The sequence below is a fragment of the Gordonia sp. 852002-50395_SCH5434458 genome (genome assembly GCF_001665905.1).
Lineage (GTDB): Bacteria > Actinomycetota > Actinomycetes > Mycobacteriales > Mycobacteriaceae > Gordonia > Gordonia jacobaea.
Map to the genome: position 1 here is coordinate 40,949 of NZ_LZTC01000067.1, position 16,226 is coordinate 57,174.

General features: G+C 65.5%; 14 protein-coding genes. 7 read left to right on the forward strand and 7 right to left on the reverse strand.

Features of this window, described 5'->3' with window-relative positions:
• Nucleotides 1-28: 28 nt before the first annotated feature.
• The 3 genes from A5785_RS15635 (at nt 29) to A5785_RS15645 (ending at nt 4,448) form a co-directional block, all read left to right on the forward strand.
• Nucleotides 29-1,315 (forward strand): adenylosuccinate synthase, encoded by a 1,287-nt coding sequence (locus A5785_RS15635; protein WP_005207590.1) that lies wholly within the window; start codon nt 29-31, stop codon nt 1,313-1,315.
• Nucleotides 1,316-1,530: 215 nt separating this feature from the next.
• On the forward strand, nt 1,531-2,874 hold the full coding sequence (locus A5785_RS15640; protein ID WP_005207589.1) for an NAD-dependent succinate-semialdehyde dehydrogenase: 1,344 nt from the start codon (nt 1,531-1,533) through the stop codon (nt 2,872-2,874).
• A 26-nt stretch (nt 2,875-2,900) separates the two neighbouring features.
• Nucleotides 2,901-4,448 (forward strand): adenylate/guanylate cyclase domain-containing protein, encoded by a 1,548-nt coding sequence (locus A5785_RS15645; protein ID WP_064867395.1) that lies wholly within the window; start codon nt 2,901-2,903, stop codon nt 4,446-4,448.
• Nucleotides 4,449-4,451: 3 nt separating this feature from the next.
• Here the strand turns inward: A5785_RS15645 and A5785_RS15650 are convergent, their stop codons facing one another.
• The gene (locus A5785_RS15650) at nt 4,452-6,041 is read right to left on the reverse strand and encodes a Na+/H+ antiporter (RefSeq protein WP_064867397.1); all 1,590 of its coding nucleotides are present in this window, start codon (nt 6,039-6,041) and stop codon (nt 4,452-4,454) included.
• Between the two features lie 88 nt (nt 6,042-6,129).
• Between A5785_RS15650 and A5785_RS23015 the strand changes: the two genes are divergently transcribed.
• Complete coding sequence (locus tag A5785_RS23015) at nt 6,130-6,474, forward strand: UBP-type zinc finger domain-containing protein (RefSeq protein ID WP_082946588.1); 345 nt, start codon at nt 6,130-6,132, stop codon at nt 6,472-6,474.
• 112 nt (nt 6,475-6,586) lie between these two features.
• On the forward strand, nt 6,587-8,233 hold the full coding sequence (gene purT / locus A5785_RS15660; protein ID WP_231894032.1) for a formate-dependent phosphoribosylglycinamide formyltransferase: 1,647 nt from the start codon (nt 6,587-6,589) through the stop codon (nt 8,231-8,233).
• 22 nt (nt 8,234-8,255) lie between these two features.
• On the opposite strand, the gene A5785_RS15665 is transcribed toward purT, so the two are convergent.
• From A5785_RS15665 to A5785_RS15675, 3 genes are read right to left on the reverse strand one after another with little or no spacing between them, the layout of a single operon-like run.
• Nucleotides 8,256-9,083, reverse strand: coding sequence for an ABC transporter ATP-binding protein (locus A5785_RS15665; protein ID WP_064867403.1), 828 nt, complete (start codon nt 9,081-9,083; stop codon nt 8,256-8,258).
• Nucleotides 9,080-10,186 carry a FecCD family ABC transporter permease gene (locus A5785_RS15670; RefSeq protein WP_005207582.1) on the reverse strand — a complete coding sequence of 369 codons (1,107 nt, stop codon included), beginning with the start codon at nt 10,184-10,186 and terminating at the stop codon, nt 9,080-9,082. The genes A5785_RS15665 and A5785_RS15670 overlap by 4 nt, the downstream gene beginning before the upstream one ends.
• The gene (locus A5785_RS15675; protein WP_064862610.1) at nt 10,183-11,217 is read right to left on the reverse strand and encodes a FecCD family ABC transporter permease; all 1,035 of its coding nucleotides are present in this window, start codon (nt 11,215-11,217) and stop codon (nt 10,183-10,185) included. Before A5785_RS15675 ends, A5785_RS15670 begins: the two co-directional genes overlap by 4 nt.
• Before the next feature lie 263 nt (nt 11,218-11,480).
• Between A5785_RS15675 and A5785_RS15680 the strand changes: the two genes are divergently transcribed.
• On the forward strand, nt 11,481-12,032 hold the full coding sequence (locus A5785_RS15680; RefSeq protein WP_064867441.1) for a hypothetical protein: 552 nt from the start codon (nt 11,481-11,483) through the stop codon (nt 12,030-12,032).
• Nucleotides 12,033-12,117: 85 nt separating this feature from the next.
• On the opposite strand, the gene A5785_RS15685 is transcribed toward A5785_RS15680, so the two are convergent.
• Nucleotides 12,118-13,509, reverse strand: a complete 1,392-nt coding sequence (locus A5785_RS15685; RefSeq protein ID WP_064867405.1) for an FAD-dependent oxidoreductase — start codon at nt 13,507-13,509, stop codon at nt 12,118-12,120.
• Between the two features lie 148 nt (nt 13,510-13,657).
• Entirely contained in the window at nt 13,658-14,698 is a 1,041-nt protein-coding gene (locus A5785_RS15690; protein WP_064867407.1) for an ABC transporter substrate-binding protein, read from the reverse strand.
• 114 nt (nt 14,699-14,812) lie between these two features.
• Here A5785_RS15690 and A5785_RS15695 point away from each other — a divergent pair, with 114 nt between their 5' ends.
• Nucleotides 14,813-15,313: an Rv0361 family membrane protein gene (locus A5785_RS15695; protein ID WP_064867409.1), complete on the forward strand. Its 501-nt coding sequence runs from the start codon at nt 14,813-14,815 to the stop codon at nt 15,311-15,313.
• 21 nt (nt 15,314-15,334) lie between these two features.
• On the opposite strand, the gene A5785_RS15700 is transcribed toward A5785_RS15695, so the two are convergent.
• The gene (locus A5785_RS15700; RefSeq protein WP_064867411.1) at nt 15,335-16,201 is read right to left on the reverse strand and encodes a 3-hydroxyacyl-CoA dehydrogenase family protein; all 867 of its coding nucleotides are present in this window, start codon (nt 16,199-16,201) and stop codon (nt 15,335-15,337) included.
• Nucleotides 16,202-16,226: the final 25 nt, after the last annotated feature.

Sequence of the window (16,226 nt, forward strand, 5' to 3'; positions counted from 1 at the left end):
GCATGCGCGCGGCTAAGGAGTAGGGGACATGGCAGCGATCGTGCTTATCGGCGCCCAATGGGGCGACGAGGGCAAGGGCAAGGCGACCGATCTACTCGGCGAGAAGCTGCAGTGGGTTGTCCGCTACCAGGGCGGCAACAACGCGGGTCACACCGTCGTTCTCCCGAATGGTGAGACGTTCGCCCTGCACCTGATCCCCTCGGGCATCCTCACGCCGGGCGTCAACAACGTCATCGGCAACGGCGTTGTCGTCGACCCCGGGGTGCTGCTCACCGAGCTGAGCGGCCTCGAGGACCGCGACGTCGACACCACCGGCCTGATGATCTCGGCCGATGCCCACCTGCTGATGCCCTATCACGTGGCGATCGACAAGGTCACCGAGCGGTTCCTCGGCAACAAGAAGATCGGCACGACCGGACGCGGCATCGGGCCCTGCTACCAAGACAAGATCGCGCGCGTCGGCGTGCGTGCGGCCGACGTCCTCGACGAGAAGATCTTCGCGCAGAAGGTCGAGGCCGCGCTCGAACTCAAGAACCAGATCCTGGTCAAGATCTACAACCGTCGCGCACTCGAACCCGCGCAGGTCGTCGACGAGGTCCTCACCCAGGCCGAGGGCTTCAAGCATCGCATCGCCAATACGCAGCTCCTGCTGAACCAGGCGCTCGAACGTGGCGAGACGGTGCTGCTCGAGGGCTCGCAGGGCACGCTGCTCGACGTCGACCACGGCACGTATCCCTACGTGACGTCGTCGAATCCGACGGCAGGCGGCGCCGCTGTCGGGTCGGGTATCGGACCGAACAAGATCACCACGGTGCTCGGCATTTTGAAGGCCTACACCACGCGCGTCGGCTCGGGTCCGTTCCCGACCGAGTTGTTCGACGAGTGGGGCGAGTACCTCGCGAAGACCGGCGGCGAGGTCGGTGTGACCACCGGCCGCGCCCGCCGTTGCGGTTGGTTCGACGCCGTGATCGCCCGCTACGCGACGCGCATCAACGGCATCACCGACTACTTCCTGACCAAGCTCGACGTGCTCTCCAGCCTCGACCGCGTCCCGATCTGCGTGGCCTATGAGGTCGACGGCGAGCGCGTCGACGAGATGCCGATGACCCAGACCGGCTTCCATCACGCCAAGCCGGTCTACGAGTACATGCCCGGCTGGTGGGAGGACATCTCACAGTGCAAGACGTTCGACGACCTGCCGAAGACCGCCCAGGACTACGTGTTGCGGCTCGAGGAGCTCTCGGGTGCGCACATCTCGTGCATCGGCGTCGGCCCCGGCCGTGACCAGACGATCGTCCGTCGGGCCATCATCTGACGAGCGCGGGTGAGCAGAAGAGCCGGACTGTGCGGAATCCGTCACCAACGGACGCGGGTTTCGCCGAAAAGTGAACTGCTTGAGTGAGAATGTTGCGGATTCCGCAACGTAAGCGCCCTAGAATTGTCGATTCACTCAGCGCGCGACCTCGTCGACTACTACATTCGTAGATGAAGTCGGCCGAGCGGCCGTGCGTGCAGACGAGGAGAATCGCAATGAGCTTGTACCAAGTCGTCGACCCCGCGACCGGCGACGTCGTCAAGGAGTACCCGACCGCCACCGATGAGCAGGTCGAGGCGGCGATCACCGCGGCGTCGGATGCGTTCACGACGTGGTCGAAGAACTCGACGGTCGCCGAGCGGGCCGCACTGATCCGACGCGTCGGCGAACTGCACACCGAGCGCAAGGACGAGCTGGCCAAGATCATCGTCCGCGAGATGGGCAAGCCGTACGACCAGTCCGTCGGCGAGGTCGAGTTCAGCGCCGCGATCTACGAGTACTACGCCGACAATGCCGAGAAGTTCCTCGCAGACGAGCCGATCGCGCTGCTCGAGGGCGAGGGGTCGGCGTTCATTCGACGCAGCGCTGTCGGTGTGCTGCTCGGCATCATGCCGTGGAACTACCCCTACTATCAGGTCGCGCGTTTCGCCGGTCCAAACCTGGTGCTGGGCAACACAATTGTGCTCAAACACGCCCCGCAGTGCCCCGAATCGGCTGCCGCTCTGCAACAGATCTTCCTCGACGCCGGGTACCCGGCCGGCGCGTACGTGAACGTCTACGCCACCAATGAGCAGATCGCCGAGGCGATCGCCGACCCGCGTGTGCAGGGGGTCTCGCTGACCGGATCGGAGCGCGCAGGTGCTGCCGTCGCAGAGGTCGCGGGTCGCAACCTGAAGAAGGTCGTCCTCGAACTCGGCGGGTCGGATCCGTTCATCCTGCTGTCCACCGACGACCTCGACGCAACGGTGTCGGCCGCGATCGACGGACGATTCGAGAACACCGGACAGGCGTGCAACGCCGCGAAGCGCTTCATCGTCGACGAGAGCGTCTACGACGACTTCATCGTCAAGTTCACCGAGAAGGTCAAGGCCGCAGGGGAGGGGCTGGCTCCGCTCTCGTCGGTTGCTGCCGCCGAGCGTCTCGAGGAGCAGGTGAACTCGGTGGTTGCCACCGGTGCGAGCCTCGAATCGGCAGGAGAACGCAAGGGTGCCTACTTCCCGCCCGGCGTGCTGACCGGCGTCGACCCCGACTCGATCGTCGCCAAGCAGGAGCTGTTCGGCCCGATCGCGACCGTCTACAAGGTCTCGGGTGAAGACGCCGCCGTCGCACTGGCCAACGACACTCCCTTCGGTCTGGGGTCGTACGTCTTCACCACCGATGCCGACCAGGCGCTACGCGTCGCCGACAAGATCGAGGCCGGGATGGTCTTCGTCAACGCCGTCGGCGCCGAGGGGGCGGAGTTGCCGTTCGGTGGCGTGAAGCGTTCGGGCTTCGGTCGCGAACTCGGACGTTTCGGCATCGACGAGTTCGTCAACAAGAAGATGATCCGGATCAGCTGACTCGCTGCCTGTGACACAGTAGGTGGATGATCCGCGGCAGGGGGGAACGCGACTACGGCTCGGTCCTGCTCGGGTCGGCGAGCGACGGTCCGACCAAACGGCGCGTTCGTATCCAGACGATCCTCACCGGGTCCATCGTCCTCTCCAATTTCGTCGGTGCTGTCGTCACCATCTCGCTGTCGTCCGTCGGCATCCCCGAACCGTCGACGTTCGCGCCGGAGATGTGGTGGATCAACTACATCGCGGTGCCGATCTACGTGGCGCTCGCGTTCGTCATCGGAATCGGTTGGGGTACCTACACCATCACCCGCGACCTGCGGTGGGCGATTCGACGACAGCCACCGACCAAGTCCGACGCACGCCGGACGAGGCGCGTCGCGGGCAGGCTGCTGCGACTACAGGCCGCGCTCTGGCTCGGAGCGGTCGTGATGTTCACCATCATGTACGGGATCCAGAGCCCGATGCTCATCCCGAAGATGTTCTTCGTCATCGGGTTGTCGGGTGCCGTGGTCGTCGGTGTCACGTACCTGTTGATCGAGCTCGCGCTGCGACCGGTATCCGCGGATCTGATCAGTGCGGGTTACCGACGTCGCAAGCGTTCGGGCGTGCTGTCTCGCGCGGTGGTCGCGTGGATCGTCGGGTCGGCGACGCCCATCGTCGGCATCCTGCTTCTGGTGTCATTCGGGGCGTTCCGCAAGGACACCAGCAAGCTCGACCTCTTCGTCGGAGTCTTCGTGCTCGCGGTGATCTCACTCGGTACCGGACTACTCCTGACGTGGCTGACCACGACGAGTGTCACCGGTCCGCTGCGGAGTGTCCGCAACGGGATGAACAAGGTGCAGGCGGGCAATGTCGACGTCGACCTCGTCGTCTACGACGGCACCGAACTCGGCGACCTGCAGGTGGGCTTCAACTCGATGGTCAATGGCCTGCGTGAGCGCGAGCGGATGCGAGATCTGTTCGGCCGCCACGTGGGTCGTGAGGTGGCCGAAGCGGCGTTGAGCTCCGACCCCGCACTCGGCGGAACCGAACGCACGGTCGCGGCTCTGTTCGTCGACGTGATCGGTTCGACGACGCTGGCCGCGCAACGATCTCCGACGGAGGTGGTCGAGATCTTGAACCGCTTCTTCGCGGTGATCGTGCGGGCCGTCGAGCAACAGCGCGGACTGGTCAACAAGTTCGAGGGCGACGCCGTGCTCGCCATCTTCGGGGCACCGATCGACCTCGACGACGCCGCGGGCGCCGCGCTGTGTACCGCCCGCGAGATCGCTCGGGAACTCGAGCGTCGGGTACCAGAACTCTCCGCGGGCATCGGCGTCGGATTCGGGCCTGCGGTCGCCGGCAACGTCGGGGCGATCGAGCGCTTCGAGTACACGATCATCGGCGACCCGGTCAACGAGAGCGCCCGACTTTCCGAACTCGCCAAGCGAGATCCACGTCGTCCGTTGGCATCCGGGCGAACCGTCGACGTCGCGAACCCACAGGAAGCGGCGCACTGGGAGGAGCAGGAGACGACGTCGCTGCGCGGACGCACCGAGGAGACGCGCGTCTACGCCGCGGTGGTCGACGACTGACCGTTACGCCTCGCGGTCGTTGGTGCCCTCGGCGAAGTCGAGACGACGCAGCGCGGTACGCAGCACCTCGTCGTCGATGTGCCCGGCGTCGCGCTCGTCGATGAAGACCTTTCGTTGGATCGCAAGCATCTTGCTGCGCATGCGGTTTCCGGCTGCCGTCGGACTCTCGCCGATGTCCTCGGGGCCGCGCCCGAGCTCTTCCCATGCCGTATTGCGTTGTGTGGTAATCCATTTGCGCAGCATCGCCACCTGGAGATGTCGCGGGTCGTGATCGCCGATGTCTGATGCCATCGTGTCGAGGTAGGCCTCGGCCTCCCGTGATGCCCGATCCTGTGCTGCTGCGTATGCGAGCCGGTCGGTCGCGTCGTCGTTGTCGCAGACACCGAGACGTCGGATCACCCACGGCAGGCTGACACCCTGGATCAGCAGGGTGCCGACGACCACCACGAAGGTCAGGAACAGAATCTCCGCGCGGGCGGGGAACGGTTCGCCCGACTCCGTTGTCAGGGGGATGGAGAACGCCGCGGCCAGAGAGACGACGCCGCGCATGCCCGACCACCCGACGACGAACAGCCACGACGGTTTGGGCGGAGGTTCTCGTCGTCGAACTCCCGGCAGCAGTCGGGACGCATACGTGAACAGGTACACCCATGCGAAGCGCACGAGGATCGTGGCGATCAGGACCATTGCGGCGTCGAATGCGATGTGGAGCCAGGATTGCCCGGCGAGTCCGCGGATGAGATCGGGCAACTGCAGGCCGATCAGCAGGAAGACGAACGCCTCGAGGAGTGCGTCGATCGATTTGCGGACGGCTTCGTCCTGAAGTCGTGTCGCGTAGCCGACGCGCACCGACCGCTGCCCGATGAACAACCCCGCGACGACGACTGCGATCACGCCGGAGGTGTGCAGTTCCTCCGCGACGAAGTAGGTCGCGAACGGCACCATGAGCCCGATGGCCGTCTCGATCGTCGGGTCGCTCAGCCAGTCGCGGACGCGAAACACGAGGTAGCCGATCAGGAGGCCGATGACGACACCTCCGATCGCCGCGAGCAGGAACGTCTCGATGCCGTCCCACACCGACGTCGTCGCACCGACCGCGGCCGCGAGTGCCACCCGCAGCGCGGTGAGCGCTGTCGCGTCGTTGAGCAGACTCTCGCCGCCGAGAAGGGTCATGATTCGACGCGGAAGCCCGACCTTGCGCCCGATCGCCTGGGCAGAGACCGCATCAGGCGGCGCGACGACGGCACCGAGGACCAGCGCGGCTGCCAGCGGCAGATGCGGCACCGACGCGTAAGCCACAAGGCCGACGACCACCGCGGTGGCGAGCGGAAGACCGATGGCCAGCATGCCGATCGCACGACGATTCGCGCGGATCTCCTGGTAGGAGCTGTCCTGCGCCGCGGAGTAGAGCAGCGGCGGCAGAATCACGAACAGGACGAAATCGGGGTCGAGTTCGGCCGCCGACAGGCCGGGTATCCACCCGATCGCCAGCCCGGCGAGGACCAGAACCAGGGGCGCCGACAGGTTGTAGTGCCGTGACAGCGCCGCGATCACCACCGACAGCACCCCGACCAGCAGAAGAGAAGCGCTCACTGCGCAAACCTAGCCCGAGTTCGAGACTTTGACGCGATCATCAAGTCGCCGGGTGTCCCCGGCGATGGCGTCGGGGATAATAGGTGGCATGCGTTTGTTCGGTCGATCACGTACCCGTGCCGGTGACCCCCGTGGCGAATCAGGGGGCGTCGAGGCCAGATGTCCGGAACTCGCGGAGATCGGGGTCGACGCGGCAGCCGACCCAGGTCCGGCTCACGGCGATATCAGCGTCTGCGAAGACTGCATGCAACTCGGCGAGCAGCACTGGGCACATCTGCGGATCTGCCTCGAGTGCGGCCACGTCGGTTGCTGTGATTCGAGCCGGCGTAAGCACGCGACCGCCCATTTCCACGACGTCGGCCACCCCGTCATGCGGTCGGCCGAACCGGGTGAGCTGTGGCGCTGGTGCTACATCCACGAGGTCATGGGTTGACCACGCGCTGATGTGTTGAGGCGGCGGTCGGGTGCGCAGGGATGGGTTCGAGTGAATGAGTAGCGGGGAGATGGGGCGCGTCGGCGCAAATCCGGCACGTAAGATTGCTCCCATGACCTCGATCAACGGGAGTAGCGCGGACGACCACGCCACCGGCGCGGCGACACCTGATGTGTCGCCCGCGCAGCCGACCGTGGGGCCGCCCGACATCATCGGCACGCCACTGTCGCCGACCGCCACGAGAGTGATGGTGCTCGGCGCCGGAGAACTCGGCAAAGAGCTGATCATCGCCTTCCAGCGGTTGGGCGTCGAGGTGATCGCTGTCGACCGTTACTCGGGTGCGCCCGGCCAGCAGGTCGCGCATCACGCCGAGGTGATCGATATGACCGACGGCGATGCGCTGATCGGCCTTGTCGAGAAGTACTCGCCCGCATACGTCGTCCCCGAGATTGAGGCCATCGCCACCGACGCCTTGGCGACCATCGAGCGCCGCGGACTCGCAGAGGTCATCCCCACCGCTTCCGCGGTCATGGCGACGATGAACCGCGAGGGAATTCGACGCCTCGCCGACGAAGAACTGGGCCTGCCGACGTCGCCGTATCTGTTCGCCGGTTCGCACGACGAGCTGACGATTGCGGCAGAACAGGTCGGGTACCCATGCGTGGTCAAACCGGTGATGTCGTCGTCGGGCAAAGGACAGACCGTGGTTCGCGGTCCGGAGGACATCGACAAGGCGTGGGAGACCGCGACGACCGGCGGACGGGTTGCCGGCGAGCGTGTCATCGTCGAGGGTTTCATCGAGTTCGACTACGAGATCACCCTGCTCACGGTGCGAGCGATCGACCCCGCGACCGGCCGACTGGTGACGCACTTCTGTGCGCCGATCGGGCATCGTCAGGTCAACGGCGACTACGTCGAGAGCTGGCAACCGCACGAGATGAGTGCCTTCGCGTTGGGTGCCGCGACATCGATCGCTGCACGTATCGCAACAGCTATGGGCGACGGAAACCTCGGTGGCCGTGGCATTTTCGGCGTGGAACTGTTCGTCAAGGGCGACGACGTGTACTTCTCCGAGGTCTCTCCGCGCCCGCACGACACCGGACTCGTGACCATGGCGACCCAGCGACTCTCGGAGTTCGAGATGCATGCCAGGGCGATCCTGGGCCTGCCGGTCGACGTGACGCTCGCGTCGCCGGGCGCGTCGGCCGTCATCTACGGGCAGCTCGACGAGAAGGGGATCGGGTTCGAGTACGTCGCGCAGGCACTTGCGTTGCCCGAGACCGACATTCGACTCTTCGGCAAGCCCGAGAGTTTCCGCCGCCGCAGGATGGGCGTGGTCACCGCAACCGCCGACGACGTCGCCACCGCCCGTGAACGCGCAGTTCGGGCCGCGTCGATCGTCACGCCCGTTCCCGGCAGGCCTGCTCGACGCGGCGTCGTTGTTCCGCTTCGTGCTCCCGGCCCGCCCGCGCCGCCGAAACCTCCTGTGGGGCAACGACCTCAGCCAGCCGCGCAGCGTCCGCCGTCGGCACAGGAGCGCCCGCAGGCAGCAGGGCAGCGCCCTCCGGCTGCACAGCAACGTCCCGCGGCAGAACAACGTCCGCCCGCGCCGGAACAGCGGCCCGCGGCGGGGGCGCAGCGTCCGCCTGTGGCCGGACAGCGACCGCAGCAGCCCGCGCCTCGCCCGGTGCGCCAACCCGCGCCGCACTCCGCCACGCCGAATGGTCGGCCGGTGACGCCAGGTCGGTCGTCGAACTAGCTCGAACGTTCAGTTCGAACTCTCAGATCGAGAGTTCCCCGGCCGACGAGCCGACTTCGGTTCGCGCACTGCGGGTTCCGATCGGAATGATCAGTGGGTCGCCGTACACGGGGTCGGTGATGACCCGCGCGTTCAGTCCGAACGCGTCGTCGAGTAGTTCTTCTGTGATGACCTCGTTGGGGGTGCCCTGCGCCACGATCTTTCCGGCCGTCATCACGAAGAGCGAATCACTGTAGCGGGCAGCGAGATTCAGATCGTGCAGCACCATCACCACGGTCTTGTCGTGTTCGGTGCGCAGCGAGTACACGAGGTCGAGTACCTCGACGGAGTGCGCGAGGTCGAGGTAGGTGGTCGGTTCGTCGAGTAGGAGAAGGTCGGTGCCCTGCGCGAGCGTCATCGCGATCCACACGCGCTGGCGCTGACCGCCGGACAACGCGTCGATGTGTCGATCGGCCAGGTCTGTCGTCCCAGTCATCTCCAACGCCGACGCCACCGCGGCCTCGTCGTCGGGAGATGCCTGCTGGTACCACTTCTGGTGGGGGAACCGTCCGCGACCGACGAGATCTGCGACGGTGAGTCCCTCTGGCGCCACGGGATTCTGGGGGAGTATCCCGAGCTTGCGTGCGACCTCTTTGGGCTTGGTGTGGTTGATGTCGGCGCCGTCGAGAAACACGACGCCCTCGCGTGGGTGCAGCAGGCGAGACATGGCGCGCAGCAGCGTCGACTTGCCGCATCCGTTGGGGCCGATGATCGTCGTGACCGCGGCGTCGGGGATCTCGACGTCGAGACCCTCGATGACGACGCGATCGTCGTAGCCGACGCTGAGTCCTTGGCCGACGAGTCTGCTCATACTGTCGCCTTCCGTGACATCGAGACCATGAGATAGATGAGGAACGGTCCGCCCACCGCGGCGGTGACGATGCCGACCGGAAGTCCACTGGGAAGTACCGTGCGGCACAACAGATCACCGGCGAGCACAAGGATCGCTCCGATCACCCCGGCCAGCAGCGGTGTGGGAACCGGCGTCCTGGCCAGACGCATCCCGATTTGCGGTGCGAGCAGGGCGATGAATGCGATGGGGCCCGCTGCCGATACCGCCATCGCGGTCAATCCGACGGCGACGAGCAGCACAGTGGTCGACACCGCGGTGGTGCGAACCCCGAGCCCGCGCGCCATGTCTTGGCCGAGCGACAGCGCGTCGATCTGGCGGGACATCATCGCGATCACGACGATGCCGACGACGACTGCGATCGCGACGGGCCACACGCTCGACCAGGTGGATTGCGACACCGACCCGACGAGCCAGACCTGTGCGCGGGCAACGTCTTTGATGTCGGCGCGGGTGAGGAGGAACGACGTCAGGGCCTGCAGCAGCCAGGTCACGCCGACGCCGATCAGCACGAGTCGGAGCGGGTTGATGCCGTGGTTGGCCTTGCGTCCCGGCCACGCGAGAATGTACATGACGATCGCCGTCACGACACCGCCGATGAGGGCGGCAGCGGGGACTCCGATGTCGGCAAGCCATGCGCCCCAACCGTTTGCGAAGGCAATGGCGGCCACGGCGGCAGCGCTCGACCCGGCCGTGATACCCAGAATGTCAGGCGTGGCGAGGGGATTGCGCGCAATCAACTGGCTCAGTGCGCCTGCAGCGCCCAACGCGAAACCGACCAAGACCGAGACCAGAGCGCGGGGAAGGGAATCCGAGAGCACGACGACGTTCTCGATGCGCGTGCCGCCGCCGAGCAGAATGCGCGCGACGTCGAGCGGTGTCAGTGGATAGTCACTGACACCGACACTCAACAGGAACAGCAGCAGCATCAGTGCGAGTCCGGTGAGTGTCACCGCGACCATGCGGGGACGCACCACCCACGACGACGGACCGATGTGGACGACGAGGCGTCGGCGTTCGAGCGTCGGTGTGGCCGTGGTCTGGGGTGTGGTCTCGGTCGTCATACGTTCGTCAGCTTCTGTCGGCGGACCATGGCAATCAGGAACGGTGCCCCGACCATCGCGAGGACGACGCCGACCTGGACCTCGCCCGGGCGGGCGATGACTCGTCCGATGACGTCGCAGACCAGCATGAGTGTCGCTCCGATGAGCGCCGAGTAGGGGATGATCCAGCGGTAGTCGGGCCCGGTGAACGCGCGGGCGATGTGCGGTACGACGAGCCCGAGGAACACGATGGGCCCGCAGGCGGCGGTCGCTGCCCCGACCAGCAGTGTGATCGCCGCGATACCGACCGCTCGGATCACGAGGACGCGTGAGCCGAGCGCCGTCGTCATCTCGTCGCCGAGGCTCAGGATGTTGAGGAAGAATCCGCTCGCCAGGGCGAGGACCAACCCGGCGATGACGAAGGGCAGTGCTGCCCAGAAGATGTCGATGCCGCGCCCGGACGTCGAGCCGACACTCCAGAACCGCCAGGCGTCGAGCGACGCCGTATCCGAGAGGACCACGGCCGACGTGATCGCCGTGAGCATCGCCGAGAGTCCGGTGCCTGCGAGGATCAGCGTGACCGGGCCGGTACCGGTGAGTGCCGAGACGCCGAAGACCGCGCACGACGCGACGATCGCGCCGAGAAGGCCGAATCCCATGAACGCCATCGGCGAGGAGATACCGAGCACGTAGACCCCGCACACCACAGCGCACGCGGCACCGGCGTTGACGCCGAGCATGCCGGGATCGGCGATGGGGTTACGGGTGTGTCCCTGCGTGATCGCACCCGCGGCGCCGATCGCCAGACCACAGAGCAAGCCGAGCACGGTTCGCGGGATTCGCAGATCCCACACGATGCCCGCGACGTCGTCGGGCTTGCTGACCGATGGTGCGCGCAGGTGGATGATCGAGTTCCAGATCTGACTGACGCCCGAGGTGAACGCATCCCAGGTTTGCGCAGGTGGGACGTTGCGCGTGCCGATGATCACCGACGCGATGACCGCCGCGGTCAGGACCGCAACGATCACCAACAAGCCGGATATTCGACGCACGAAGGGCAACCTTACCTGAGTTGAGATGTCCGGTTCCGGGCCGAGGGTTCATGTCACCGCCTGACCCGGGGCCGATGTCACGGAGTGATTGCCGAACGGGCAAGATGTTCAGCGCCGGTAACAAGTTCCTGTGAGTTTCCGATAAGCATGTTCAGACGGGACGAACCGTCGGGGTGAACGTCCACAGTCGCATCCCGGTGCGTCGACAGCTCGCAGGTCGGTACACGCACGACGAAACACGTGAATCAGGAAGGTCATACGACATGAAGAAGTCTGTGAAGCGCGCCATCGCCGCGGTTGCCGCCGCCAGCGGTATCGCCGCCGGCTCCATCGCTGCTGCTACACCCGCCCACGCTGCCGATCCCGCCGGCGATCTCGCGCTATATGGCGGAGTCAACTGCTACTTCAAGGGTTGGGGCCCCACCTGGGACAACCTACCGGGCTGGCGCATGCACCGCTGGATGGGCGTGAAGAACATCGGCGGATCGACCATGACCAACGTGAACGTCACCGAGTTCGGTGGCCCGACGAAGAAGACCGCGATCAAGGGTCAGCCTGCGGGTGTGCTGAAGCCGGGCCAGTTCTACATGGCATCGGAGACCACCTGGCGTAGCTGCTTCCCGTCGTCGATCTCCGGGTACACCATCGGAGCCCAGACCGAGAACATTCTCAACAACGCGGGCTTCTGGTGGAACATCGACCAGCAGAAGGGCGAGAACGGAACCGCGCCGAACACGCAGAAGGTTGCGCCGTCGAACAACAACGCGGGTAACCAGGCTCCTCCGGCCGCCGCAGTCACGGCCGCACAGAACTGATACACCCCGATCGCCCGGCGATCGGTTCCCTCTCACACAAAGAACGCCGACCGGAAATCCGGTCGGCGTTCTTTATTGCTGTCTGTCAGGCCTTCTGAACCTTGTGCGGTTCGGATGCGGCGATCATGTCCTCGCGCTCGACGACCTTCACGCGCTCGCGGCCCTCAGCGGCGCCGAGGGCGCGCTCGTGCTCATCGAGGCGGTACCAGCCGTCCCACGTGGTGAACGGGATGTTCTTGGACTCGAGCAGCTCGATGATCGCGTCTTCCGACGGGTTGGCGGGGTCGAGCAGTTCGCCATTACCCATGTCTTCGATGATGCACTCGACGGTCTCGTTGGCGTCGCCCTTGGTGTGACCGATGAGGCCGACCGGTCCACGCTTGATCCAACCGGTTGCGTAGAGGCCGGTAAGGTGGGAGCCGTCGTCGAAGATGCGGCCTGCCTCGTTGGGAATGACGCCCGCCTGCGAGTCGAACGGGATGTGGGGCAGGTTGTCCGAGAGGTAGCCGACGGCGCGGTACACCGCGGTGACGTCCCAGTCGGTGTGCTTGCCGGTCGGCTTGACGTTGCCGGTGCCGTCGAGCTGGGTGCGCTCGGTGCGCAGTCCGACGACCTCGCCGTTCTCGCCGAGGATCTCGATCGGGCTCTCGAAGAAGTGCAGGAAGAGCTTGTGGATCGCGCCTTCCTTCGGCTCACGCATCGCGTAGTTCTCGATGATCGTCGCGACCTGGTCGGTGATCTTGGAACCGCGACGGGCGACGGCCGAGCCCTCGTCGTAGTCGATGTCCTCGGGACTCACGACGACCTCGATGTTGGGCGAGTGGTCGAGCTCCTTGAGCTCGAGGGGCGTGAACTTCGCCTGTGCGGGGCCGCGGCGTCCGAACACGTGGACCTCGACGGCCTTGTTGGACTTGAGGCCCTCGTAGACGTTGGCGGGGATCTCGGTGGGGAGCAGTTCGTCGCCGGTCTTGGCCAGCACGCGCGCGACGTCGAGCGCGACGTTGCCGACGCCGATGACCGCGACCTTCTCCTGCTCGAGCGGCCACTCGCGCGGGAAGTCGGGATGTCCGTCGTACCAGGCGACGAACTGTGCCGCGCCGTAGCTGCGGTCGAGGTCGATGCCGGGGATGTCGAGTGCGCGGTCGTCGGTGGCGCCGGTCGAGAAGACCACGGCGTCGTAGTGCGACTTGAGCTCGTCGAGCGTGATGTCGGTGCCGTAGTCGATGTTGCCGAGCAGGCGGACCTGCGGCTTGTCGAGGACCTTGTGCAGCGCGGTGATGATGCCCTTGATGCGCGGGTGGTCGGGCGCGACGCCGTAGCGAATCAGGCCGAACGGCGCGGGCATGCGCTCGTACAGATCGATGCTGACGCCGCGATCCTTGGCGGTGTCGGACTTCATCAAGGCATCGGCGGCGTAGATGCCGGCGGGGCCGGCTCCGACGATGGCAACCCGCAGCGGGCGGCTCTGATCAGTCATAGAGTGTCGTCTACCTCGTGCTCAGGGGTTTCTCGACGCGCCAGGTATGTCGCTGGAGTGCGGCGGAGCGTCGACGCTTATCCCCTCTACGGTAGGCGCTGGGCACCGCTAACCAAAATCATCTGTGAGGGTTACCTCAGTAGCTTCGCTAACTCGTCGGGCGCTTACCCGCTGCTTCGGCGATCGGTGCGACCGCCTGGTCGGCGACCCACGGAACCGTCAGCACAGTTGGCACCGACATCGCGCTGCCGACCTGCTGGTCGAGATAGACGGTTCGGCCCTGCGTGACGTACGCCTGGCGGTTCCACGTCGGATCGGCCTTGAGCTTGGCGTTCGCGCCTGACCAGTCCACCGTGACCACCACGTCCGCTGCGTTGAGCATGTCGAGCCTCTCGGCCGAGATCGAACCGTAAAAGCCGCTGGTGATCGTCGGTTTGAGTGACTCGGGGAAGCTGAGTCCGTAGTCGGCGAGCATCTGCGCACGCCCGTCTCCCGGCCCGTAGATGGAGACACCACCGTCCGTCGACCCGGTGACCACGACACCCGTCTTGCCCTTGAGCTCCGGATGCTGGGCAACCAGATCGGCGACGTGCTTCTTCGACTCGGCGATCTTCTTCGACGCCGCGTCGGGAAGTCCGACGGCCTTACCGATCTCGGTGGTCTGTACGTCCCACGGCACCTGCCAGTCCTGGTACTGGGCGGGTCGCACGATGGTCGGCACGGCCTTGCTCAGAGTGTCGTACTGCTCGCGGGTGGGCGCCGCGCCGACCGCGGTGACCAGCTGCGGGTTGGTCGAGAGTGCCTTGGAGATCTGCGCGCCGAACTCCGCCGACACGTTGGGCAGAATCTCGGGCTTGGCGTCGCCGAGGAGTTCGGCATTCCACGGGGCGCTGCGCTGTGTGGGATCGGCGAACGGAGCGATCGTCGTCGGAGTGATCCCGAGGGCGAGCAGCGTGTCCCCGTCGCCAACTCCCATTGCGGCGACGCGAGAAGGCTGGGTGGAGATGGTCGTCGAGCCGTACTTGTGCTCGATGGTGACCGGCAGTGCGCCGGGTTCGGCTGCGGGTGCCGACGAACCGGCAGAGTCTTCTTGTTCGTCGGGGGCCGAGCATCCGACGAGAACCAGAGTCGACGCCGCGATGGTCGCGAACACGGCGAGCAGTGGGCGGACATGTCGTGAGTGGGGCACGGGGTGGTCCTCTCGTAGATGGCGCTCTTAGGGTTACCTTACGAGATGTGTTGCCGCAGATGTCCGGATCGGGGGTAGTGAAGATCGGATTCGACGATGACTACACTGCCCGGCATGGCCAGCGGTGCACGTGACAGCAAAAACCCCGGTAGCGATCTCGATGCCGACGACGAGCGCCCACGCACCTGGAAAGACGCCTGGCCGTTCTGGGTCGCGTTGGTGATCGTGGTGCTGGCGATTCTCGGCGTCGTGTTGTCCAACGTGCTGCGTCCGGCGGAGGAGCGCGCAAGCGATTCAGGACAGGTCCAGTTCGCGATCAACGACAACTACACCGCCCGCAACAACGTCGACTACGGCAAGTACAAGCAGACAACGTGCGCTGCCGACACGTCGTCGCCGTCGTTCATCTCCGAGCAGGAATTCGTCAGGCAGAACCGGACTTTGGTGGAGTCCAAGGGCCGCATCGTGATTCCGGAGATCACCGACGTGGCGGTCAACGGCGACCGCGCCACGGCAAAGGTGAACTGGCACTACGACAAGACGCCCGACGACAAGCAGACCACCAGCGTCGTCGTGGTCAAGGACGACGGTACGTGGAAGCTCTGCACGAGCTGACGGTTGACTCGTGGATAGAAGTCACTCGTAGATGTAGAAGCCCTCGCCGGTCTTGCGGCCGAGCTTGCCGTCGTCGACGTAGCGCTTGAGCAATTCACGCGGACCGGTCGGCAGGTTCGGATTCTCTGCGGCGTAGTGGTTTTCGATGTCGAGCACTACGTCGAGGCCCACGCTGTCCATCATCGCGAACGGGCCGGTTGGCATGTGCCAGTTGATCTTGAACATCTCATCGATGTCGTGCGGCGTCGACACGCCCTCTGCGACGACTTCGAGCGACTCCCGCTTGATGGCTGCCCAGATGCGGTTGAAGATGAATCCCGTGCTCTCCCTGCGTGCTTCGAACGGGTGGATACCGAACTCGGGTAGCACGGTGAGCAGTGAGTCGAGGACGTCGCGGGCCGTGTCGCCGTCGGACATGAGGTCGACGGCATTCGCCGTCGGCGGCATGTAGAAGTGCATGTTGCACAGACGTTCCGGGTTTCGCACGTTCTCGGTCATCGTCGACGACGCATACGACGACGAGTTGGTCGCGAAGATCGCGTCGCCGTCTGCGGCTGCGTCGATCTCGCCCCACAGTGGGATCTTGATGTCGAGGCGCTCGGGTACGGCCTCGACGACCAGCCACGCACCGGCAACCGCATCTGAGAGGGTTGATGCCGGGATCACCTTTCCCGCAACGCCTTTGCCGATGATCTTCAGCGTCTCGTCGATGGTGTCCTCGACGTACTGAACGGCTGCTTCGCGTTGGTCGGCGCTCTGGTCGAAGATCCGCACCTCGCCGCCCCGGGTGGAGAACATGAGAGCGATTCGACGTCCGAGGGTGCCTGCCCCGACGACGGCAACCGGCCGTGCGTCGATGTCGTCGAGGGACTTCGCGTAATTGCTCATCGCGTGTACTTCTTTCGAGAGATGT

Coding starts and splice junctions, on each gene's coding strand:
- A5785_RS15680 (WP_064867441.1), top strand. CDS start 11,481: ATGAAGAAGTCTGTGAAGCGCGCCATCGCCGCGGTTGCCGCCGCCAGC.
- A5785_RS15640 (WP_005207589.1), top strand. CDS start 1,531: ATGAGCTTGTACCAAGTCGTCGACCCCGCGACCGGCGACGTCGTCAAG.
- A5785_RS23015 (WP_082946588.1), top strand. CDS start 6,130: ATGCGTTTGTTCGGTCGATCACGTACCCGTGCCGGTGACCCCCGTGGC.
- A5785_RS15685 (WP_064867405.1), bottom strand. CDS start 13,509: ATGACTGATCAGAGCCGCCCGCTGCGGGTTGCCATCGTCGGAGCCGGC.
- A5785_RS15700 (WP_064867411.1), bottom strand. CDS start 16,201: ATGAGCAATTACGCGAAGTCCCTCGACGACATCGACGCACGGCCGGTT.
- purT (WP_231894032.1), top strand. CDS start 6,587: ATGACCTCGATCAACGGGAGTAGCGCGGACGACCACGCCACCGGCGCG.
- A5785_RS15645 (WP_064867395.1), top strand. CDS start 2,901: ATGATCCGCGGCAGGGGGGAACGCGACTACGGCTCGGTCCTGCTCGGG.
- A5785_RS15670 (WP_005207582.1), bottom strand. CDS start 10,186: ATGACGACCGAGACCACACCCCAGACCACGGCCACACCGACGCTCGAA.
- A5785_RS15635 (WP_005207590.1), top strand. CDS start 29: ATGGCAGCGATCGTGCTTATCGGCGCCCAATGGGGCGACGAGGGCAAG.
- A5785_RS15665 (WP_064867403.1), bottom strand. CDS start 9,083: ATGAGCAGACTCGTCGGCCAAGGACTCAGCGTCGGCTACGACGATCGC.
- A5785_RS15695 (WP_064867409.1), top strand. CDS start 14,813: ATGGCCAGCGGTGCACGTGACAGCAAAAACCCCGGTAGCGATCTCGAT.